This window comes from Epilithonimonas sp. (genome assembly GCF_056329745.1).
The window spans coordinates 1-23,052 of sequence record NZ_JBWEYV010000003.1 but is presented as its reverse complement, the minus strand read 5'-3'; the positions used below and the strand labels follow the sequence as shown (position 1 = coordinate 23,052).

General features: G+C 36.2%; 17 protein-coding genes and 1 tRNA gene. 15 read left to right on the top strand and 3 right to left on the bottom strand.

Annotated features, from left to right (window positions below; genetic code table 11):
* The first annotated feature begins 56 nt into the window (after positions 1–56).
* Genes AC00Y6_RS03140 through kdsB form a run of 4 tightly spaced genes read left to right on the top strand, consistent with a single transcriptional unit; the run spans position 57 to position 3,073 of the window.
* A complete protein-coding gene (locus AC00Y6_RS03140) occupies positions 57–1,310 on the top strand; it encodes a pyridoxal phosphate-dependent aminotransferase (RefSeq protein WP_474489160.1) in 1,254 nt (417 codons plus the stop codon).
* 59 nt (positions 1,311–1,369) lie between these two features.
* Positions 1,370–1,843 (top strand): antitoxin Xre-like helix-turn-helix domain-containing protein, encoded by a 474-nt coding sequence (locus tag AC00Y6_RS03135; RefSeq protein ID WP_474489159.1) that lies wholly within the window; start codon positions 1,370–1,372, stop codon positions 1,841–1,843.
* Positions 1,843–2,310 (top strand): RES family NAD+ phosphorylase, encoded by a 468-nt coding sequence (locus AC00Y6_RS03130; protein WP_474489158.1) that lies wholly within the window; start codon positions 1,843–1,845, stop codon positions 2,308–2,310. The genes AC00Y6_RS03135 and AC00Y6_RS03130 overlap by 1 nt, the downstream gene beginning before the upstream one ends.
* Before the next feature lie 37 nt (positions 2,311–2,347).
* Positions 2,348–3,073 carry a 3-deoxy-manno-octulosonate cytidylyltransferase gene (gene kdsB / locus AC00Y6_RS03125; protein ID WP_474489157.1) on the top strand — a complete coding sequence of 242 codons (726 nt, stop codon included), beginning with the start codon at positions 2,348–2,350 and terminating at the stop codon, positions 3,071–3,073.
* 27 nt (positions 3,074–3,100) lie between these two features.
* On the opposite strand, the gene AC00Y6_RS03120 is transcribed toward kdsB, so the two are convergent.
* A complete protein-coding gene (locus AC00Y6_RS03120; protein WP_474489156.1) occupies positions 3,101–3,934 on the bottom strand; it encodes an aldo/keto reductase in 834 nt (277 codons plus the stop codon).
* 112 nt (positions 3,935–4,046) lie between these two features.
* On the opposite strand from AC00Y6_RS03120, the gene AC00Y6_RS03115 reads away from it, so the two are divergent.
* Positions 4,047–4,772: a shikimate dehydrogenase family protein gene (locus AC00Y6_RS03115; RefSeq protein ID WP_474489155.1), complete on the top strand. Its 726-nt coding sequence runs from the start codon at positions 4,047–4,049 to the stop codon at positions 4,770–4,772.
* A 1-nt stretch (position 4,773) separates the two neighbouring features.
* Here the strand turns inward: AC00Y6_RS03115 and AC00Y6_RS03110 are convergent, their stop codons facing one another.
* The gene (locus AC00Y6_RS03110; protein WP_474489154.1) at positions 4,774–5,259 is read right to left on the bottom strand and encodes a DNA-deoxyinosine glycosylase; all 486 of its coding nucleotides are present in this window, start codon (positions 5,257–5,259) and stop codon (positions 4,774–4,776) included.
* A 2-nt stretch (positions 5,260–5,261) separates the two neighbouring features.
* Positions 5,262–6,635, bottom strand: coding sequence for a D-alanyl-D-alanine carboxypeptidase/D-alanyl-D-alanine endopeptidase (dacB, locus tag AC00Y6_RS03105; protein WP_474489153.1), 1,374 nt, complete (start codon positions 6,633–6,635; stop codon positions 5,262–5,264).
* 222 nt (positions 6,636–6,857) lie between these two features.
* Here dacB and AC00Y6_RS03100 point away from each other — a divergent pair, with 222 nt between their 5' ends.
* The 10 genes from AC00Y6_RS03100 (at position 6,858) to AC00Y6_RS03055 (ending at position 22,903) form a co-directional block, all read left to right on the top strand.
* Positions 6,858–9,830 (top strand): tetratricopeptide repeat protein, encoded by a 2,973-nt coding sequence (locus AC00Y6_RS03100; RefSeq protein WP_474489152.1) that lies wholly within the window; start codon positions 6,858–6,860, stop codon positions 9,828–9,830.
* A gap of 6 nt (positions 9,831–9,836) precedes the next feature.
* Entirely contained in the window at positions 9,837–10,712 is an 876-nt protein-coding gene (bla, locus tag AC00Y6_RS03095; protein WP_474489151.1) for a class A beta-lactamase, subclass A2, read from the top strand.
* 63 nt (positions 10,713–10,775) lie between these two features.
* Positions 10,776–12,554 carry a TonB-dependent receptor gene (locus tag AC00Y6_RS03090; RefSeq protein ID WP_474489150.1) on the top strand — a complete coding sequence of 593 codons (1,779 nt, stop codon included), beginning with the start codon at positions 10,776–10,778 and terminating at the stop codon, positions 12,552–12,554.
* Positions 12,555–12,604: 50 nt separating this feature from the next.
* Positions 12,605–12,678 (top strand) — tRNA-Arg (locus tag AC00Y6_RS03085).
* A 397-nt stretch (positions 12,679–13,075) separates the two neighbouring features.
* Complete coding sequence (locus AC00Y6_RS03080) at positions 13,076–13,402, top strand: DUF6660 family protein (protein ID WP_090001140.1); 327 nt, start codon at positions 13,076–13,078, stop codon at positions 13,400–13,402.
* 157 nt (positions 13,403–13,559) lie between these two features.
* Entirely contained in the window at positions 13,560–17,921 is a 4,362-nt protein-coding gene (locus AC00Y6_RS03075) for a CusA/CzcA family heavy metal efflux RND transporter (protein ID WP_295219878.1), read from the top strand.
* A gap of 1 nt (position 17,922) precedes the next feature.
* Entirely contained in the window at positions 17,923–19,176 is a 1,254-nt protein-coding gene (locus AC00Y6_RS03070) for an efflux RND transporter periplasmic adaptor subunit (protein WP_090001136.1), read from the top strand.
* Between the two features lie 21 nt (positions 19,177–19,197).
* Entirely contained in the window at positions 19,198–19,935 is a 738-nt protein-coding gene (locus AC00Y6_RS03065) for a methyltransferase family protein (protein ID WP_090001134.1), read from the top strand.
* Positions 19,936–19,961: 26 nt separating this feature from the next.
* Positions 19,962–20,840 (top strand): bestrophin family protein, encoded by an 879-nt coding sequence (locus tag AC00Y6_RS03060; protein WP_474489149.1) that lies wholly within the window; start codon positions 19,962–19,964, stop codon positions 20,838–20,840.
* A 26-nt stretch (positions 20,841–20,866) separates the two neighbouring features.
* Positions 20,867–22,903 (top strand): heavy metal translocating P-type ATPase, encoded by a 2,037-nt coding sequence (locus AC00Y6_RS03055; RefSeq protein ID WP_295219873.1) that lies wholly within the window; start codon positions 20,867–20,869, stop codon positions 22,901–22,903.
* Positions 22,904–23,052 lie beyond the last annotated feature (149 nt).

The window sequence follows — 23,052 nt, the reverse complement described above, 5'->3', positions numbered from 1 at the left end:
AATCATAAAAAGTAAAATTCGGACTTGTTCCGGGAAATCTAATAAAAAATAATCCAGTGAAAGTATCAAAACTAGCCTCCAATCTTGTTGGGTCAGAAATTGTAAAAATAGGTAATGAAGTGAATGATTTGAAAGCCAAAGGAGCCCAAATTACCAATCTTACCATTGGCGACCTTAATTCTAACATCTATCCAATCCCTTCTGAATTGAAACAGGGAATTGAGAAGGCTTATCAAAATAACCTGACCAATTATCCGCCGGCTAACGGAATGTTGTCCCTGAGGACTTCTGTAAGCAAGGATCTTAAAAAACGTTGGAATCTGGATTATTCGGCTAACGATATTCTGATTACCGCAGGTTCCAGGCCTTTGATTTATGCCGTTTTTAAAACTATTGTGGACGAAGGTGATAAAGTAATTTACCCAATTCCTTCTTGGAATAACAATCATTATTCTTATTTAACTTCCGCTAATGCCGTTGAAGTTCAGACCAAGGAAAGCAATAATTTTTTGCCTACAGCCGATGATTTGCGGCCTTATGTTGACGGTGCTGTTTTGCTTTGCCTTTGTTCTCCCTTAAATCCTACCGGAACCATGTTTACAAAAGAACAATTGTCCGCAATTTGCGAATTGGTTTTGGAAGAAAATAAAAAAAGAGGCGCAGATGAAAAACCGCTTTATCTTATGTATGACCAGATCTATGCGATGTTGACTTTCGGATCGGAGCATTACAACCCGGTAAGCCTTTTCCCGGAAATGAAAGATTACACCATTTATATAGATGGAACTTCCAAATGTTTTGCGGCTACCGGTGTAAGGGTAGGTTGGGGATTTGGACCAAGTCTTGTGATTGATAAGATGAAAGCTTTGTTGACGCACGTTGGAGCTTGGGCACCGAAACCTGAGCAGGAAGCGGTTGCTGAGTTTTTGGCTGACGATTCTGCTGTCGATACATTCCTTGCAGATTATAAACAAAAGCTCAATACAAGTTTGAAAGAGCTTCACGCAGGCATTCAGGATTTGAAAACCAAAGGTTTCGCTGTAGAAAGTATCTCGCCAATGGGAGCGCTTTATCTCACTATCAAGCTGGATTATCTTGGGAAAACTACTCGTGAGGGGAAAGTAATCGAAAATTCTACTGACTTGGTTTTTTATCTGATAAATAATGCAGGAATGGCCTTGGTACCTTTTTCAGCTTTTGGAAATGATAAATCCGTTCCTTGGTTCAGGGCTTCTGTAGGAGGTTGTTCATTAGATGATATCAAAGACTGCCTTCCAAAATTAGAAAAAGCTTTAGAAAATTTAAAATAATTGGAAAAAATTCGTTTTTGATTTGGAAAAAATTCTATATTTGTGAAAAGGAAAATAGAATGGCAACCTCAGACAAAAAAAACAATTCCAAAAAACATCTCGTAGAAGAGCCAGTGGCAATTTATGGAACCGAGTTTTCTGTGTTCCATAAATTTGCTATCAAGGATGATTATAAACTTCTGAAAAAAGCACAGCAAGGTATCAAGACCGAGGTTTTTTATTCCTTGGCTAATGCCATAAAAATTCCAGAGAAAACTTTGGCTTCTATGATTAATCTATCACCCAGGACTATCAGCAATTACAGAGACCAGGAAAAAGAGTTGGATCCTATCTATAGCGAACATCTTTTAAAACTCATCAATCTTTATCAGTTTGGTAAAGAGATTTTTGGTTCTTTGGACGAGTTTAATCTTTGGATGGAGCGTCCTTTTTGGAGTTCCCAAGAAAAACCGATTGATTTTATTTCAACGTCCGGCGGAGTAGATTTGATTTATGAAGAAGTAGAAAAACTGGCGCAAGGCTATCCTGTATAATGCTTGTTTACAGAATAGTTCATAAAAGATACGCCGATTCTTTGTTTGCCAGCGGGCTCGAAGGACGATGGAATGCTGAAGGTAAAAAAGTAATCTACACAGCCGAAAGCGTTTCTTTGGCTTATCTGGAAACTTTTGCCCACAGAAAAGGGTTGGGTTATAATAAGGATTTCAGAATTATGATTATCGAAGTCCCTTCTGATACTGATATTCTGGTTGTGGAAACTTCACAATTACCCAAGACTTGGCGGGATTTTAGAAATTACGAAATTTGCCAAAATATTGGTAACACTTGGTTTGACGGTTGCGAAACTTTGAGTTTAAAAGTGCCGAGTGCCATAGTTCCTGAGAATAAAAATGTGGTGATTAATACGTTTCATAAAGATTTTAAGAAAGTAAAGTTAATTGAAGTCATCAATTTTGAGCCGGATGACAGGCTGGAACAGATTATCAAACAATATCAATAATTAAATACCGAATGCTAATAAAAGCATTTATTAACCTATGAACAAAGTTATTGCAGTGATACCTGCCCGTTACAATTCGACGCGTTTTCCCGGGAAATTGATGGAAGTTTTGGGAGAAAAAACGGTTATTGCAACAACTTACCAAAATGTGGTGGAAACAGGTCTGTTTGATGATGTCTTTGTAGCAACAGATTCCAAATTGATTTTTGATGAAATTGTGAATTCCGGTGGCAAGGCCGTGATGACGGGCGAACACGAAACCGGAAGTGACCGTATTGCCGAAGCGGTTCAAAGTATTGATTGTGACATAGTGATCAACGTGCAAGGTGATGAACCTTTCCTTAAAAAAAATCCTTTGAAACAACTCATCGATGTTTTTTCTGATGATGATAAAAAGGAGATTTCTTTGGCATCTTTAAAGATCCAATTAAAAGAATCCGAGGAAATCCAAAATCCTAATAACGTAAAAGTTATTACCGATCGGGACGGGTTTGCTTTGTATTTTAGCCGCTCTGTAATCCCTTTTCAGAGGGAGTTGTCTTTTGATGTCAAATATTACAAACATATTGGCGTTTACGCCTTCCGGAAAGAAGCATTGCTGGAATTTTCAAAACTTCCAATGCTGCCGCTGGAGACTTCGGAAAAACTGGAACAGCTTCGCTATCTGGAATATGGGAAACGGATCAAAATGATAGAAACCGATTTTGTAGGCGTAGGTATAGATACTCCGGAAGATTTGGAAAAAGCCAAACAATTGATCTAGTTTTCGCCAATTCTCCCGGAGCAGATTTTAGAAGTCGACAGTTTCCGGGTCTAAGCCAGAAAAGCCTGTTTCTTTAAGGGTTTTAAGTTGATCCATATCACTTTCGGATATTTTAAACCTCTCGAAATGGAGATTGTTATTGATGTTATCTGCATTTTCTGATTTTGGCAAAACAGCCACGCCACATTGCAGGCAAAACTGAATGCAAAGGATCGCCGGAGAAACATTGTATGTATCGGCAATGGCTTTTAGTTCGGGGTCTTTGAGAAGCCGGCCGGATCCAATTGGGCTCCATGCTTCTATAGCAATGCCTTTTTCTTTGAAATAATCAACAACTTTTTGCTGCGTATAGCCGGGATGGAACTCAATTTGATTAATCGCCGGGATAATTTCTGCATTTTCCAACAAAGCTTTGATGTGAGGCAACATAAAATTGCTGACACCAATACTTTTTACAACGCCGGATTTATACAGTTCCTCCATCGCCTCCCATGTTTCCGCATTGATTTCTTTCCAGTTAGGAAACTGTTTGTCGTTGGCTGGCCAATGGATCAGGAGCAAATCGAGGTAAGTTGTCTGCAATTTTTTAAGAGACTGTGCTACAGAAGCTTTAACACCTTCGGTACTTCGGTTGCTGTTCCATATTTTGGTAGTAATATACAGCTCTGTTCTGGGTATTCCCGAGGCAGCGATAGCTTCGCCAATTTCGGCTTCATTGCCATAGATATCGGCAGTATCTATATGTCTGTAGCCACTGTCAAGTGCTAATTTTATCGTTTTCTGAACATTTTCCGTAGTTTGCCAGGTTCCAAAACCGATGTCAGGGATTTCGGTTCCATTATTAAGAATTAAATTACTCATTATGTTTAATTTTCTGATTTGGTAGCGAAAATCACGCCAGCGAAGGGCTTTTTAGAATAAATAATTGTTATCAAAAGCCATTATATTTTCGGATATTTTATAAATTTGGACAATGGAGAAACACGAGTTTGGATTGCTTGGAAAGAATATTTCGTATTCATTTTCTAAAAAATATTTTGAGGAGAAATTTAAAAAATTATTCCTCAAAGATTACAGTTACAATTTTTTTGATATTAATGAAATAGAAGCTGTAAAACCGATTATTTCAAACCCAAATCTTGTTGGAATGAATGTCACAATCCCTTATAAGCAGGCCATAATTCCTTTTCTTGACGAACTTAGCGAAGAAGCTGAGATAATAGGTGCCGTGAATTGTGTTAGCTTAAGAAACGGCAAAAAAACAGGTTACAATACAGATTCATTTGGGTTTGAAAAGTCCTTGCTCATTCACCGTAAACCGGAACATAAAAAAGCACTCATCTTGGGTGATGGAGGAGCGGCCAAAGCCGTAAAATATGTTTTGAATAAGTATGATATCGATTATCAAATAGTTTCGCGAAATTCGGAAATCAATTTTGACAATCTTACGGAGGATCTGGTAAAAGATTCGTTGCTAATTATCCAGACAACGCCGGTCGGCACATTCCCGAATGTGAATGATTCTGTCCCATTTCCTTTTGGTGCAATTACCGATAAGCATTACGTAATAGACCTGATATATAACCCGACTGAAACGGCTTTTCTGAAAGCTTGTGCGTCGCAAGGTGCCACTACGCTTAATGGCTTCTATATGCTGGAGCAGCAAGCAGAAAGAGCTTGGGAAATCTGGAATGGTTAATTTACAAACAACTCATAATAATTTTCCATTTTTCCAGTTTTTCCTCAAACTTTATCGTATGCAATGGGCTGGTAGAGGGCAAAACAATAATGGGAATATCACTTGTTTTTCCTATTATTTTCTTTAGGTTTTTATAAGATTTTTGACCATTACAAAAGATTATTTTAATGTTCGGGTGGTTTTTGATTAGGGCGTGGATGTCATTATCTATCTCGGCTTTAATTTCGGTGTCCTTGCTGCCTTTTCTTTCACAGCTTTCTATCACGTCCCACAATGCAACATGGTTCTCTTTAAGTAACTTTAATCTTATTGGATAATCTGTTGAAAACTCACGGTCCAAAAGTTCAAACATCAACTTCCAAAACTGGTTTTGCGGATGTGCATAATACTGTTGCATTTCCAGTGATTTAGCACCAGGAACTGATCCTAAAATAAGGATTTTTGAAGATTTGGAGATGATAGGCGGAAATGACGAAATGCGATCCATAGTTATTTTAAATGATCCAGAATTTTGAAAAGTGCATTGCTGATGCTGCCACCCTGATAATTGTTAAGTATGATGGAGAACACATAGGTTTTCCCATTATTAGCTTTGTGGTAGCCCGCAAAAGATTTGCTGTCTTTGATGGTTCCGCTTTTCATTTTGATGCCATTTTGAGTAGGGAAACCATCGTAAAATACATCGAACCAATTTTGTTTTTTAGCATAGAGCAATGCCTGAACCTGAGCTTTTGCCGAGACATAATTCTGTGGAGAAAGTCCACTGCCATCCGCGAAATTAATCATCTTGGGATTGATTCCTTTAGATTGCCAAAAATCTCTCAAGTACCTCACCCCGGTTTCAAAATTGGGATTATTGCGTTTTTCTTTGGCCATGGTTTTTATCAGCGTTTCCCCATATAAGTTGATGCTTTTTCTTAAAAACCAATAGACGATTTTGTCCAGCGTAGGTGATTTATATTCTAATATGATGTGATTAGTTGGTGCATTATCGATAGATTTTCCTGCTAATTTTTCGTTGTAATAAGTGGTTATTTTTTCAGACATTATAATTTTATTGTCTTCAAGTAATTTTTTAATTTCTAATGCTAATTGTATTGGTGGATTGGGAGTTGCACCCGACACTAATAAAGTTTTACTTGAAGGTAATGTTCCGTTAATTAGAGCACTATGAGAATGAGGAGCCGTAAATATTAAACTTTGGTCAGAACTGCCGCCGGTCTTCAGCTCATTAACCCAATTAACGTGATCCAAATCGTAAGAAAAAGTTTTGATCTGGTCTCCATTGATATTAATATCAAATTGATTTTCGCGCCAATTGACACCAAAAGTTCCCGCACCATAATAGTTGCCCAAATCATTCCAGGGCCAGCCGCCGGGCGTACTTTGAAAATCGAAGTAAGAATCATCTACAACTAGGTTGCCATTTATTTTTTTGATACCTTGTTTTTTAATGGCTTCCAATAATTTGTCTTTAAAATTTTCCGGCTTGTAGCCATCATAGCGCCAACTTCCTAAAGTAGGGTCGCCATTGGAGGTGATATATAAATCTCCGTTTAATGTTCCATTACTGATGGCTCCGGAATATGAAGCTGTGGTGGTAAACTGATAATTATGTCCTAAAGTTTCCAGAGCGGCAGCTGATGTGAAAATTTTCTGTGTGCTGGCTGTGGAAAGGCCTTTGCTACCGTTGTAATCATAGATTACAGATCCTTTTTCATCGGTTACGTAGAAGGACAGATTGGCGGCGAGCGCATTAGGTGTGGAGAGCATTTCTTTTACCGATTGGTCAAGTTGGTTCTTAAGATTTTGTGAAAAATAGATTTGTGTACCTAACAACGCGAACAGGAAAATGCTTTTCATCTGTAATTTTTATCAAAGCTAAGGATTTTACTGTTTTTATTAAAATAGTGTGTTTGTTTAACGTATTAAACTAATCAAAATCTCATAAAGTTTTTTTATCATAAAGTTTCATAATTTTTCCTGCTTTAGTCGCCTCCAAATAATAAGTTTTCCCTATTTTCGTTGAAAAAGGAACAAACTTTGTTGCAGCCCTTGCTTCGACAAATAATTTTGAAAATCTATATGAATTCAAAAAAAGTAATACTAGCCTCGCTAATATCTTTTTACGGGATTGCCGAGGCGCAACAATCTCAATATTTTACTCAAAAAGAAGACTATCAGTTGGATCTGGCAGAGAATCTTTACAATACCAAAGTTTACAACGCTTCCCAATACGAATATTCCCAGCAATATTTTTATAACCAAAGCCTTAGCAATTCTCGCAAAGAAGCCGCTTTGTTTTTCAGCAATGTGATTGGCGTGATTTTGCAGCAACAATATGCCGAAGAAGGCTTGAAGGCGTTTATGAAAGAATATCCGAAGTCGGCTTATTTTGCTCAGGCCAACGGTCCTTTGGCTGATTATTATTTAGCTAAAAAGGATTTTCAGAAGGCTTTGGAAACTTTGCAGAATGTGAACCAATACCAGCTGAGCAAAGAAGAAAATACGCAGCATATTATGAAGCTGGGTTATGCCAAGTTTATGACTGGCGATTCGGCTGGAGCTATTGAAGCGTTGGAAGAATCCTACAAAAACGCGGATGAAGCCAGCAAACCCGCTATTGCTTATATGTTGGGACATCTTTATTATGCTGACAAGCAAAATGAAAATGCTTTTATTTACTTTGACCAAATCAAGAATAATGAAGACTATGCACATCTCGTAAAGCCGTATTATGTGCAGATGTACTACAATCAGAAAAATTATGATCAGGCCATCTCGGAAGGCAATGATATTTTGAATTCCGGGAAAACAACAGCCTACGATACCGAAATCCACAAAATAGTAGGAGAGAGCTACTTTATGAAAGGTGATTATCAATCTGCGTATCCGCATCTGAAATTGTTCCTTGATAAAGAACAGACACCATCAGAATCTGACCTTTATGAGATGGGATTTGTTGCTTCTCAAGTGGGGAAAAATGCCGAAGCAGTAGGCTATTACAACCAATTGATTAACAGTCAATCTCCGTTGGCACAAAATGCTTATTATCAGTTGGGAAATGCTTATTTGCAAAATAATCAAAAACAAGAAGCACTGTCGGCCTATCGTAATGCGTCTCAAATGAATTATGATACAAAAGTGCAGCAACTGGCTCTGGAGCAATATGCCAAATTGAGTTATGAATTGGGAAATCCGTTTGAGAATTCATCAAAAGTCATTCAAAGGTATATTGACAAGTATCCGAAAAGTGCGAAAATTAATGAGATGAAATCACTTTTGGTGAAATCTTATTTGTATTCCGGGGATTATAAAGCGACTTTGGATGCATTGGGCAAACTTGACCAGAAAACCAATGAGACGAAGAAAATAGAGCAGGAGGTTTCTTATTTATTAGGTTCTGAGGAATTTAATAAAGGCAATTTTGATGCTGCTGAAACTTATTTTAAACGCAGCCTTCAATCCAATCTCAATAAAGATTTTTACAAGAAAGCACAATATTGGCTGGGACAGACTTATTATCAAAAAGGTGATTACAAATCGGCAATAGAAGCTTATACCAAACTTGAAAACGAAACAGCCGATGGTTTCCCGGAACGTGAACAGTTGGATTATGATTTGGGTTACGCCTATTTCAAGTCTAAGGATTTTACGTCTGCTCAGGAATATTTTAAGGAATATCTTAGGTTCCCAAAACAAGAATACAAAGCTGATGCAGAGCTGCGTTTGGCTGATACTTATTACGCCAACAATCAGCTGAATGAAGCGCTGGAAATCTATAATAAAACCGAAAATGCCAGCGATTATACTTTGTATCAAAAAGCTCTGGCTTTAGGCTTTAAAGGTGATACCGTTGCCAAGATTTCTGAACTCAAAACCTTGATTTCAAAATATCCAAATTCGGAATATGTGGATGATGCGAGTTATGAAATAGCAACCGCTTATGCTCAGAATGATGAATTTGACCAATCCAATTCTTACTTTGATAAAATTATTAAATCAAGTCCTGACAAAGATTTGGTAGCCAATTCTCAGATTTACAGGGCACAGAATTACATCGATCAAACCCAAAATGATAAAGCGATTTCGGAATTCAGGCAATTGGCGAATCAGTATAAAAATACAGCTTTTGCAGATAAAATTGTGGCGGCTGCCAAACCGGCTTTTGTGAAAAATGGCGATGTTGCAGGCTATGAGCAATTTGCGAAAAGCCTAAGTGTCAATGTTTCAGGGAATGAAATCAGCGAAATCAACCTGAATCTGGCACAAGATAGTTTCTCGAAAAAAGATTATACAAAAGCGGTTTCTTATTACGAAAAATATCTGGATCAGAGCCCAAGCGGCGATAACCTTTTCAAAGCGCAGTATGAGTTGGGCGAGAGTTATTACCAATTAAAAAAAATTGACAAAGCACTGTTGCCGTTACAAAATGTAGCCGATTTCCAAAATGATTATCAGCAGGAAGCGCAGGTAAGGCTGGCTCAGATTTACTTGTCTCAGGACAAAGTGGCGGAAGCTAAGAAATACCTGGAGCAAAATGCCAATTCTACCAATGTAACGGTTAAAAATTTTGTATCCGTCGAACTGATGAAAATCTATGCGGACGAAAAGAACTTTTCCGAAGCAGAAAAATATGCGAATGCTGTAATTGCCAACACAAAAAATTCTGCGGCAACGCTGGAGCAGGCAAAAGTCATCAAAGCTAGAAGCCTGATGCAACAGGGCAAAGATAAAGATGCTCAAACTGCTTATTTACCGTTAGAAAAATCTTCTAATACAGAAGTGGCGGCAGAAGCGCTGTATGCAAAAGCCTTTTATCAAAACAAAGGGAAAGCTTTTAAATCATCCAACGAAACGATTTTCAAATTAGCTAACAATTATGCTTCGGAAGAATATTGGGGCGCAAAAGCACTGGTAATCATGGCAAAAAATTATCTGGCGCTGAAAGATAATTACCAGGCCAGTTACACAGTTGACGAAATCATCAATAACTACGGCGATTTCCCAGAGATTGTCGCAGAAGCGAAGGAAGTGAAAGCGCAGATAAAAAAGTAATTAATAATGAAGGGAATAATTTCATTAATCCTAATTTCAATTTCATCTCTTGTGCTGTCGCAGCAAGATTTGAAATCAACTTTGGAACATATTATCAAAGACAAAAAAGCAACAATTGGTGTTTCGGTTTGGCATTTGGAAAAAGCCGATAGCTTGAGCATCAATGGAAACAAACATCTTCCCATGCAAAGTGTTTTTAAATTGCATATTGCAATGGCAACTTTGGATTTGGTGGATAAGGGAAAGTTGAAGTTGAATCAGAAAATAATACTAACGAAGAAGAATTTACGACAGAATACTTGGAGCCCGCTTCGTGAAAAATATCCTAATGGGAATGTAGAAGTGCCTCTATCAGAACTGGTGGGATATTCTGTTTCGCAAAGCGATAACAATGCCTGCGATATAATTCTTGAATTGATTGGAGGAACAAAAATAGTTCAAAATTATATGAATAGAATTGGCATAAAAGATTTTCAGATTGTTGCTGATGAACAAACGATGCATCGAATTCTTGATATTCAATATCAGAATTATTCTTCTGCAAATGCGGCCAATTCTGTTTTGAGAAAATTATATTCTGAACTAATTTTAAGCAAAAAAAGTAAAGAATATCTTATTAAGATCTTAGAAAATACCACAACAGGACCAAATCGCTTGAGAGGAGAGTTGCCGCAAAATACAATCGTTGCCCATAAAACAGGAACTTCTTATACCGATGATAAAGGAAAAACTGCTGCAACCAATGATATTGGTGTTATTACTTTGCCAAATGGTCAGCACCTTGTTATAAGTGTTTTTATAAGTGATTCTTATGAAGATGAAAAAACCAACGAAAAAATCATTGCTGATATTGCAAAAACAAGCTATGAATTTTATAAATAATTTAAAATAAAGATTATGGTTATTTCTAAATCTTTTAATTTTTAAATCTTTTAATATTACTAAATGAACAAACTAAAATATATCGCCGTTTTGGCATTTTTGGGAACGGTAGGGATTTCGGAAGTGGGAGCGCAGATCAAAGAAGAGCAATTGATCCTGGCCAAAAAACGCGAACCCGAAGTTAAGAAAATAGAGAAGAAAAAAACGTCTGTTGTTCAGGAAAAAAACTATCCGCCGGATAACAAGAAAAAAGAAGATTCTCTGAATCTGAAATATGAGATTGTGAATGTTCCGCCGGTTTCTGACTTCAAAACCACTCAAATCCAAGGCGAAGATATTTCTCCGAAATTCAGTAATGATTACCAGTCTAATTATTTCAGATTGGGTTATGGGAATTACGGAAAGTTTTTGGCGGATGCTAATATTTCTGGGAAAATTCAGGATAATGTAGAGATTGGCGCTGATGCGCATTATCTTTCTACAAGTGGATTGAAGAAAGATTACGATTGGGATTCCAAACAAAACGAAGCCAAGATTGGTGTATTTTCCAACATCTATACAGAAACCGGAAAGTTTAATATTGATGCCAATTATGCCTTCAACAATTATAACTATTACGGGATCTATGCTTTGACACCAGCAAATAATGATGTCGATTTGCAGCAGAAAGTCAACAAATTTAGCGTGAATGCGTTTTATGATCATTACTCCAATGATATTCTGAACAACGCCCGTGTGAAATCTTACTTTTTGAGCGATCATTTTGGAGCGAGTGAAAACTATGCGAATGTTGATGTTAACCTCTCAAAACACGATTTTTCAGTTTATGATGACATCACTGCCAACGGCGATTTGGGAATCAATCTGGAAACGGTGAATTCTAAATTTGACATACTAAACAAGAATACAAATAATCAGTTTAACTTTACGCTGTCGCCGAAAGTAACTTTCTATAAAGGTGATTCCTACTTATTGGTTGGTTCGGATTTTAGTTTCCTTAATTCTAAAAATTCTGATGTGAGCGGCAATTACAAAAACAACAAATTTTATTGGTTCCCAAGAGCAGAAGTTTTGGTTGCAGCGGCGGATGAATTCAAGTTCTATGCAGGGATTGACGGCGGTTTGAAACTGAATACCTATGGCAATCTGCTGGATGAGAATCCCTATATTGTTTCAGATTTGCATCTTGTACCAACTGAAACCAAATACCACTTCTATTTTGGGATGAAGGGGGATGTGGATCAGGCATTTAAATATGATTTTAATGCAGGATTTAGCAAAGTGAACAATGCGCAGTTTTTTATGGCCAATAACCTGTTTGATTTTAATATTAACAGTAATCGTAATGCTTATGATTATTCCAATACTTTCAACTCCGTTTATGACAACGGAACGCTGATGGAGGTGAAGGGAGATTTGCAGGCTTTCCCAATGGAAAATTTGGTAGTGGATGCGGGTTTACATTTTATGAAATATAAATTGGATAATCTGGACGAAGTCTATTACAAACCACTTTTCAGGTTTAATCTGGGTGCCAAATATTCCATGCTGGAGAAAAAACTGAACTTAGGGTTCAAGGCCTATTTTGTAACAGATAGAACCACCAATTCATTTAGTTTTGATAATGGGGCTTCATTACCACCAAGTTACGTGGCAACAGAAAACATCAACGAAAAAGTTGGTGGATTTGCTGACATAAATCTTTCTGCAGAGTACAAAATTCACAAAAATTTCAGTATTTTCGCACTCGGAAATAATCTTCTCAACAGCAAGTACCAAAATTATCTGGGCTACAAAGTATTGGGTGCGCAGTTTGTTGCTGGTGTAAAGGTTACTTTCTAAATTATAAATGATAATCGATGAGTGATTCATCAATTATCATTTACAAAACTGGCTCCGTAGTTCAACTGGATAGAATATTGGATTTCGGCTCCAACGGTTGGGGGTTCGAATCCCTCCGGGGTCACTTAAGGAGACAACTATTTTTTAGTTGTCTCTTTTTTGTAGCCATAAATATCTCTTTGTCAAACCTTTATGATTTGACTTTTAGTGTTCGACATTTTAAACGTAAAATGCTTAGTCTGTTTGAAAAAAACAGTCTGAAATTACCACAGTAGGCTTGTAGTCTACAATTGTTAAGTGTTCGAAATCTTCTTAAGGTTAGGGCTTTTTCTCTTTTTGATTTATTGTAGATCTTTGATATTAAAGATAATAATTCTAATATAATTTTACCTTTCTTTTATTTCCCATACTATCATTCTTGTCTGTAATAATAATTGCTTGTTATTAATAGATATTCTTCTGAAAAATCTAAATTCTGATAAAAAGACTTTTGGATTAAATTTTATTTCTAAATTTGCCATATGAATTTCTTGAGACTATTCCTTACAATCTATTTTGCGGTACTAACTGTATTACCGTGCAATGATGTCAAGGCACAGTCATCCGCTGGAGAATTCACAAAAATATCCAGCTATTCAGAGGATTCTCACTCCAAAGACAAAGGAGATATATGTTCTCCACTTTGCATTTGTAATTGCTGCCAGATGACAGTAGGTTCATTTAAGATAGAGCCAATATTAAGTTTTCCTGAGCAGATAAAATTGTATTATTCCAAGAAAATTCTTTTCCACAAGAATGATTTTGCTTATTTGGTGTATGACCAGATATGGCAACCGCCTAAGATTTAATTTTTATTTTTTTTTTGAAAGTTAACTTTCAAAATATGTTGTAAAACATTGCAATATCATTGCATTGTTTACAGCTCTACATTTGCTGTAACCTTATGTTTGGGAATTTCCAAACTTATTGTGTTGGCAGTTTCAATAAAAATTAAATCAAAATTCTGTGTTAGATAAAATCATAAAATTTAGCATCAAGAACAAGATTGTCATTGGTATTATGACCTTGTTGTTGATTATATGGGGTATTTGGAGTGCAACCAAATTACCAATAGATGCTGTTCCCGATATTACAAATAATCAGGTACAAATAATTACAGTATGTCCAACTCTTGCGGGACAGGAAGTCGAACAATTAGTAACATTTCCAATAGAACAAAGTATTGCAAACGTTCCAGATATTGAAGAAACTAGAAGTATTTCGAGATTTGGACTTTCTGTGATAACAGTTGTGTTTAAGGAAGATGTTGATATTTACTTTGCCCGCCAGTTGATTAGCGAGCAATTAAAACAGGCTGTAGAAGAGATTCCAAAAGGAGTCGGTACTCCGGAAATGGCTCCTGTAAGTACGGGGTTAGGAGAAGTTTACCAATATATCCTACATCCAAAGAAAGGAAGTGAAAATAAATATACATCCAAGGAACTAAGAACAATGCAGGATTGGATTGTTAGGAGGCAGCTTAATGGAACTCCGGGTGTGGCTGAGGTCAATAGTTTTGGTGGAGAATTAAAGCAATATGAAGTTGCAATAGACCCGAATCGTCTTAAAGCGATGGATATTAGTATTACGGATATTTTCACTGCTTTAGAAAAAAATAATCAGAACACAGGTGGTGCGTATATAGATAAGAAGCCTAATGCCTATTTCATTCGTGGAATTGGTATTGTAACATCCTTAGAAGATGTTAAAAATATTCCTGTAAAAAACAATACCGGAAGTGTTCCTATTTTTATCAAAGATGTAGCAGATGTTCAATTTGGTAAAGCGGTAAGATACGGAGCAATGACCTATAACGGAAAGGTAGATGCAGTTGGAGGTATTGTGATGATGCTGAAAGGTGCTAATAGTAATGAAGTAGTGAATAACATCAAGGATAAAATTCCTACAATTCAAAAGTCTCTTCCAAACGATATAGTAATAGAACCTTTTCTGGACAGAACCGATTTGGTAGGTAGAGCTATCAGTACAGTTGAGAAAAATTTAATTGAAGGAGCGCTAATCGTCATTTTTGTACTAGTTATTTTCTTAGGTAATCTTAGAGCAGGTCTCATTGTGGCATCAGCCATTCCCCTTTCTCTTTTGTTCGCTCTGGGGATGATGAATGTTTTTGGCGTTAGTGCCAATCTGATGAGTTTGGGAGCAATCGATTTTGGATTGATTGTGGACGGTGCTGTAATTATTGTCGAAGCCACGCTTCATCACTTAGGTTTAAGGAAAAGCACCAAGATGCTGACTCAATCTGAAATGGATGAAGAGGTTTTTCTTTCAGCGTCTAAAATTAGAAGCAGTGCTGCTTTTGGAGAGATTATCATCCTAATTGTTTACATCCCAATTTTAACACTTGCAGGCGTAGAAGGAAAGATGTTTACTCCAATGGCAAAAACAGTTGGTTTTGCTATTCTTGGAGCATTGATTTTGTCTTTAACATATATCCCTATGATGAGTGCTTTGTTCCTTTCAAAAAAAGTATCTCATAAAGAAACGTTCTCAGACAAGATGATGAATAAGTTGCAGAACATTTACCAACCGATGTTGGAAAAAGCGATTAGATTCAAATATTGGATAGTTGGAGCAACTCTATCATTGTTTGTTGTCAGCTTATTGATTTTCAAAAATATGGGTGGCGAGTTCATCCCACAATTACAGGAAGGAGATTATGCCTTTCACTGCATTTTGCCACAAGGAAGTTCTCTTAGTCAGAGCATAGAAACATCTATGCAGGCATCCAGAATTATTAAAGAATTTGATGAAGTTAAAATGGTTGTTGGAAAAACAGGTTCAGCAGAAGTTCCAACTGACCCTATGCCTCCAGAAGCTACGGATTTGATTGTAGTACTTAAACCTCAGGACGAATGGAAAACCAAGAAATCTTATGAAGAATTAGCAGATGAAATCAGTGAAAAATTAGAAGTAATTCCCGGTGTTTTCTTTGAAAAAAATCAACCAATCCAGATGCGTTTCAATGAATTGATGACTGGAATCAGACAAGATGTAGCGGTTAAGATTTTTGGAGAAAATCTAGATTCTTTAGCAATTTACGCAGATAAAGTTTCAAAGGTTATTCAGACGGTAGATGGAGCAACGTCTCCACAAATTGAAAGGGTAAGTGGTCTTCCCCAAATCAATGTGGAATATGACAGAACCAGAATGGCAAACTATGGATTGAATATCGAAGATGTTAATAATGCTCTGAGTACAGCTTTTGCAGGAAAATCAGCTGGGCAGGTTTTTGAAAATGAAAGGAGATTTGATTTAGTGGTAAGATTAGACAGTCTTCACAGAACCAATATGGATGATGTCAATACTCTAATGATTTCCACCAATTCCGGAGCGCAGATTCCTCTTTCTCAAGTTGCAAATATTAGCTATAAATTGGGGCCGGCTCAAATCAGCCGTGAAGAAGGAAAAAGAAGAATTGTAATTGGTTTCAATGTGAAAGGTCGTGATGTAGAAAGTGTTGTGAATGATATTCAGCAAAAGCTGGATAAGCAGATAAAACTGCCTTCAGGATACTATTTCACTTACGGAGGTCAGTTTGAAAATCTACAGGCTGCAAGTAAAAGGTTGATGATTGCTGTTCCGGTTTCTCTCTTACTCATTTTTATGCTATTGTATTTTACATTCAGTTCTTTCAAACAAGCAGGATTAATATTTACGGCAATTCCGATGAGTGCAATAGGAGGTGTATTCGCATTAGTCATAAGAGATATGCCATTCAGTATCAGCGCAGGAATTGGATTCATCGCATTGTTTGGTGTTGCTGTTCTCAACGGTATAGTACTGATTGGAACTTTCAACCAATTGGAAAAAGATGGAGAAATTGATGTTTTAAAAAGAGTGATGGAAGGAACTAAGACAAGGCTTCGTCCGGTATTGATGACTGCTGCAGTAGCCTCTTTAGGATTTTTACCAATGGCTATCTCTACAGGAGCAGGTGCTGAAGTACAAAAACCTTTGGCAACTGTAGTCATCGGAGGATTGGTTACAGCGACTTTCCTTACATTATTCGTTTTGCCGATGTTATACATTATTTTTAATACAAAAATTAACAGAAGAAAATTGAAGGTAAAACCTTTGACGACTGTTATAATTTTTGGAATGCTGATGTTTGGTCAGACTCTTACAGCGCAAAGCAGAGCATTGTCTATAGAGCAGGCGACACAGATAGCTTTGGAAAATAATGACCAGATAAAATCAAAAGATTTGGACATCAAAGTTAGTGAAGCATTGAAGCCAACAGCGAACGAACTGCCTAAAATGAATTTTGATGCGTTACTTGGTCAGTACAATAGCCCAAAGTTCGACCAGTCATTTTCCATTTCGCAAAATATTCCGTTTCCGACTTTATTTAAAGCAAGAAAAGAACTTATTGCAGAAGAAATCAAAGCAAAGCAGATTGATAAAGCTGTTTCTGCGAACGAACTCGCTAAACAGGTAAGAACCTATTATTATCAGATTGAATATTTACAATATAACCAATCACAACTTTCTTATCTGGATAGTTTGTATCAGGATTTTATAAGGATTGCAACTGTTAGATTCAAAGCAGGAGATATCAAGAAAATTGAAATCAACACGGCTGAAACACAAAGGGGTGAAATCAATCTTCTACTCAACCAAAACAAGGTTTATCTCAGCAATGCTTATCAAAATCTAAAAATTTTATTGAATACTAAAGATGAATTTCAGATTTCAGCTAATAGAAATTATGAGCCGTTAAAAGCAGAGTATATTTTGGATAGTACAGCTATTGCTAATCATCCAACCGTGAGAGCTTTTTATCAGCAAATGGAAATTGCAGAAAAAAATAAAGCAGTACAAAAGTCTCAAGGTATGCCGGAATTTAATATTGGATATACGAATCAATCGTTAATTGGTTTTCACACTGCCAACGGTCAGGAAAAATTTTATAATGCTGGAAATCGATTCAGTAGCGTAGGCTTAGGTGTCGCTATTCCTCTGACTTTCGGAGCAACAAAAGCAAGAGTTCAGTCTCTGGAATATGAAAAGCAAGCGGCAGAGACTAATGCAAAGTTTCAACAGAAGCAGTTGTCAGTACAGTTGGAGAATATGCTGAGTCAGTACCAGCAGAATGTTTTACAATATGATTATTATGTAAAGCAAGCTTTGCCAAATGCCGAAAAAATTGTGAAAGCAGGACAGCTTGGTTACAAGACAGGAGAAATCTCTTACGTGGAATATCTTTTTGCTTTACAGACAGCAACCAATATTCAATTAAAATACCTTGAGTCCATCCAACAGGTCAATCAAGCTGTAATTACTATTAATTCATTAATCAATAAATAAAATGATGATAAAAGGAAAAATCATATATATCGCACTAATTTCTGTCTTACTTGCTAGTTGTGAGAAAAAAGAAGAAGCTGCCACAGAGAATGCCGAAAAAGTATCTCAAGAAAGCACTCACGAAGAAGCACCTCAAACAATCGCCTCTCTAACTGAGGAGCAGATAAAAGCGGTAGGTATTACATTAGGCAAAGTAGAAATGAAAGAATTGACCTCTACTATCAAAGCTAATGGAGCGTTGCGTGTTCCCAACAATAATAAAGCAACTGTAACATCGCTTTATGGAGGTGTCATCAAAACACTAAATGTACAGATTGGAGATTACATCAAGAAAGGACAGGTCATTGCTACCATCTCTAATCCAGAATACATCCAGTTGCAGGAACAATATCTTACTGTAAACAACAGAATTATTTTTGCCGAACAGGAATATAGAAGACAAAAAGAATTGTTTGATAATGATGCAGGAGCAAAGAAAAATCTTCAAAGTTCCGACGCTGAACTCAAAACATTGCGTACTCAAAGAGCATCATTGTTAAGACAACTTCAAATGATGGGCATCAATCCTGGAAAAATCAATAATGGTAATTTAAGAGCAGGATTGAGTATTACTTCTCCGATAAGTGGTACAATAAGTAATATCAATGCACAAATTGGAAGTTATGTAGATATTTCCGCACCTGTTGCTGAGGTTATAGACAACGGCTCGATTCATTTGGACTTACAGGTTTTTGAAAAAGATTTACCGAAGATGCGAGTTGGTCAAATTGTTCATTTCAAATTGACCAACAATCCGGAAACCGAATATGATGCGAAAATATATAGCATTGGCTCATCATTCGAAAATGACAGTAAAACAATTTCAGTTCATTGTGCTGTAACTGGTAACAAAGCTGGGTTGATTGATGGAATGAACATCACAGGGATTGTAAGTCTTGATAAAAGCACAACACCAGCAGTTCCAGATGAAGCCATCGTTGAAGCTGACGGAAAATATTATGTTTTCGTAAAAACCAACAAAAAGATTGAAGAACATAATGAAGCGGAAGGCGAACACGCAAATGAAAAGAAGATATCAGAAAAAGAATCAAAAACGATAAATTTTGAAAAAACTGAAGTTGTTAAAGGCTCTTCTGATATGGGTTATACTGCAATTACTACAGTAAATGCAATTCCTGCAAATATTGATATAGTAATAAAAGGAGCATTTTTTGTGAATGCTAAATTATCTAATGCTGGAGAACACGAACATTAACTAATTTCTAAAATATTAAAAATGGCTTTAAAAGAAGAACTTGAAAAACAAGGAAATTGGCTTTTCAGATACAGAAGTTTCTTACCACTTATAGTTTTGGTTGTTGGTTTAGCGGTTTTAGTCCAAACTAGTTTAAAAAAAGAAAGTTTTGATTGTTCAATTTACTATGAACTGTTTTGTCTGTTTGTAAGCATCATTGGTTTGGGAATAAGAATTTATACCGTAGGTTTTACACCTAAGAACACTTCCGGAAGAAATACAAAAGAAGGTCAGGTTGCAGATAAACTTAACACTACGGGTATTTATAGTATTGTTAGAAATCCACTTTATTTAGGAAACTTTTTTATGTGGCTTGGCTTGGCAATGTTTACTGAAAATGTTTGGTTCATTATTTCCTTTATTCTTTTTTATTGGATTTACTACGAGCGAATCATCTTTGCTGAAGAGCAATTTTTGGAAAGAAAATTTGGAAATTATTACAGTTCTTGGGCAGAAAAAGTTCCTGTATTTATTCCTAATTTATCATTGTTTAAAAATAACGAGTTGACTTTCAGTGTTCAAAAAGTATTACTGAAAGAGAAAAACGGACTCTTTGCACTGTTTTTAATCTTTACAGTTTTTGATTTAATCGGAGAAACTATTCAGAATCACGGTCATTATAATTTCATTTTTATAGTTGGTGGTTTTGTAACTATGATGCTATATGTGGCATTGAAAATTGTAAAGACCAGAACTGCTTTTCTTAAAAATAACAGATAAAATCAAATTTCAAAACACATAAAGTTATGCTACTCAACAAAAGAATTTCAATTGGATACTTTGTTCGTCAAATCAAATTTCAAATTTTACTTATTGTATTGTTTGCCTTTGTAATGGGCTTTTTGGATGATATTGCAGTGTTTAAGAATATTTCGATTCCATTAAGTATTCCAGCACTTCTGGGTACGGCAGTTTCCCTGCTTCTAGCTTTTAGAACTGCACAATCGTATGAGAGATGGTGGGAAGCACGAACGGTTTGGGGGGCTATTGTGAATGACTCAAGGTCTTTGATAAGATTGGTTAAACAATTTGCCACCAATAATGATAGAGAGACGAAGATATTCGCTGAAAGACAGATTATTTGGGTTTATGCTTTAGGTGAAGCTTTAAGAAAACAGACTTTTTCAAATAGAGTAAAAGAATACTTGCAGTCACATCAAATTGTGGCTGCGAATATTCCTAATGCTTTACTTGATGAACACTCGAATCAAATCAGGAAAATTGCACAAGAAGGACATATTTCTGATTTTAAAGAAATTCAAATGAATGAGGTTGTTATGAGACTATGCGATAGTATGGGGAAATGTGAAAGATTGAAGAATACAGTATTTCCTAGAGCATACAGTCTTTTGCTTCATACATTGATTTACGTGTTTGCATTTCTACTTCCTTTTGGGTTAGAAGATTCTCAATTAACGGTTGAGATTGCAACAACGATAATAGTTCCAATCATCTTCATTGCCATAGAAAAGACCGCAATCATAATGCAAGACCCATTTGAAAATACACCAGTTGATACCCCAATGATATCTTTGGCTCAAACTATAGAAATCAATATTCTTCAAATGATTGGCGAAGTAAACGTGCCAACAAAGAAAGAAAACACAAATTATTACGAAATGTAAATAGTAACCAATAATCATTAAATATTATGGAACATAAACATCAATATGATTCTAACGGAAAACAACTATGTTGTTCCCCTCAAGAAGAAAAAATAGATAAAAATGCAAACAAGCTTTTAAAAGAAGAAAAGCACAGCTCAGAAGATGGACATAGTCACGGTCATAGCGACGATGATGGTCACGACCACGGAAGTACGGATAAAACTACATTTGAAATGTTTTTGCCAGCCATTATTTCCTTAACTATTTTGTTAGCGGGGATAGGAATGGATAATTTCTTACCACAACAATGGTTTACTGGATGGGTAAGAATTGTCTGGTATGCCGCAGCTTATGCACCTGTAGGCTTACCAGTATTGAAAGAAGCATACGAAAGTATTATGAAAGGTGATGTGTTTTCAGAATTTTTCCTGATGAGTATTGCAACCATCGGAGCATTTATAATAGGAGAATATCCGGAAGGAGTTGCAGTAATGCTGTTCTATGCAGTAGGAGAAGTTTTTCAAACTTTGGCAGTTACTAGAGCAAAAAGTAATATCAAAGCTTTGCTGGACCAAAGACCGGATGAGGTTACCATTTTAGAAAATAATACTCCCAAGACAATTAAAGCAAAAGAAGCAAAAATCGGAGATATTATTCAATTGAAATCAGGCGAAAAACTGGCTTTAGACGGAGAATTGATAAGTGATTCTGCATCATTCAACACCGCTGCTTTAACAGGCGAAAGTAAACCCGATACTAAAAATAAGGGCGAAGTTGTTCTGGCAGGGATGATTAATCTACAAACTGTAGCCCAGATTAAAATTACTACAGCATATGAAGACAGCAAGTTAAGTAAGATTCTTGAATTGGTTCAGAACGCGACTTCACAAAAAGCACCAACAGAACTTTTCATCAGAAAATTTGCAAGAATTTATACGCCAATAGTTGTTGTATTAGCTATTCTTATATGTGTAGTACCTTATTTTTTTGTAGATAATTACATATTTAGGGATTGGTTGTACAGAGCATTGATTTTCTTAGTGATTTCTTGTCCTTGTGCGTTGGTAATTTCAATTCCATTAGGCTATTTTGGGGGAATCGGAGCAGCTTCCCGCAATGGAATTTTATTTAAAGGAAGTAATTTCTTGGATAAGATTGCAGAAATCCAAAACGTTGTGATGGATAAAACCGGAACAATGACGGAAGGCGTGTTTGAAGTCCAAGAAGTGAATATCAATCCTGCTTTTGACAAAACTGAACTACTTCAAATGGTCAATACATTGGAAAGTAATAGTACACATCCTGTAGCGACAGCTATTCATCAATATGTTGGAGAAATAAATCAGTCCCTAAACTTTCAGAACGTTGAAGAAATAGCAGGACACGGTCTGAAAGCAAACGTAAAAGGTGATGAACTGTTGGTAGGGAATTTTAAGTTAATGGATAAATTTAATGTTAATTACGATATTAATCCTGCTGATATTATTTATACAGTTATTGCAATAGCTTATCAGGGGAAATTTGCGGGTTATATTACCATTGCTGACAGTATCAAAGAAGATGCAAAACTGACAGTAGAAAAACTGCACAATCTAAATGTAAAAGCCACAATGTTGAGTGGAGATAAAGGTACAGTAGTAAAATATGTAGCGCAACAATTGGGAATTGATAATGCTTTCGGAGACTTACTTCCGGAGGATAAAGTAAATAAAGTCAAAGAAATAAAATCTAAGAATGAAAGTGTAGCATTTGTTGGAGATGGTGTCAATGATGCGCCTGTGGTTGCTTTAAGTGATGTAGGTATTGCTATGGGAGGTTTGGGAAGTGATGCTACTATAGAAACAGCCGATGTGGTAATTCAGGATGACAGACCGTCTAAAATCCCAATGGCAATTAATATTGGAAAGAAGACAAAACAAATTGTCTGGCAGAATATTATTCTTGCTTTTGTTGTGAAAGCAATCGTTTTGGTTTTGGGAGCAGGTGGACTAGCTACAATGTGGGAAGCTGTTTTTGCAGATGTTGGTGTAGCATTATTAGCAATCTTAAATGCTGTGAGAATTCAAAAAATGAAGTTTTAATAATAAGAAATTGTATACAATTTTTTAAATACCAAATGGCATTGGTGGCATTTGGTATGTGTAAACTTTAGCAAAACTTATAAATAAAGAGTAGTTGTAATCTTCCCCAAAAACAAGAACATTTAAAAATATAGTTTTTAAATTTGGAA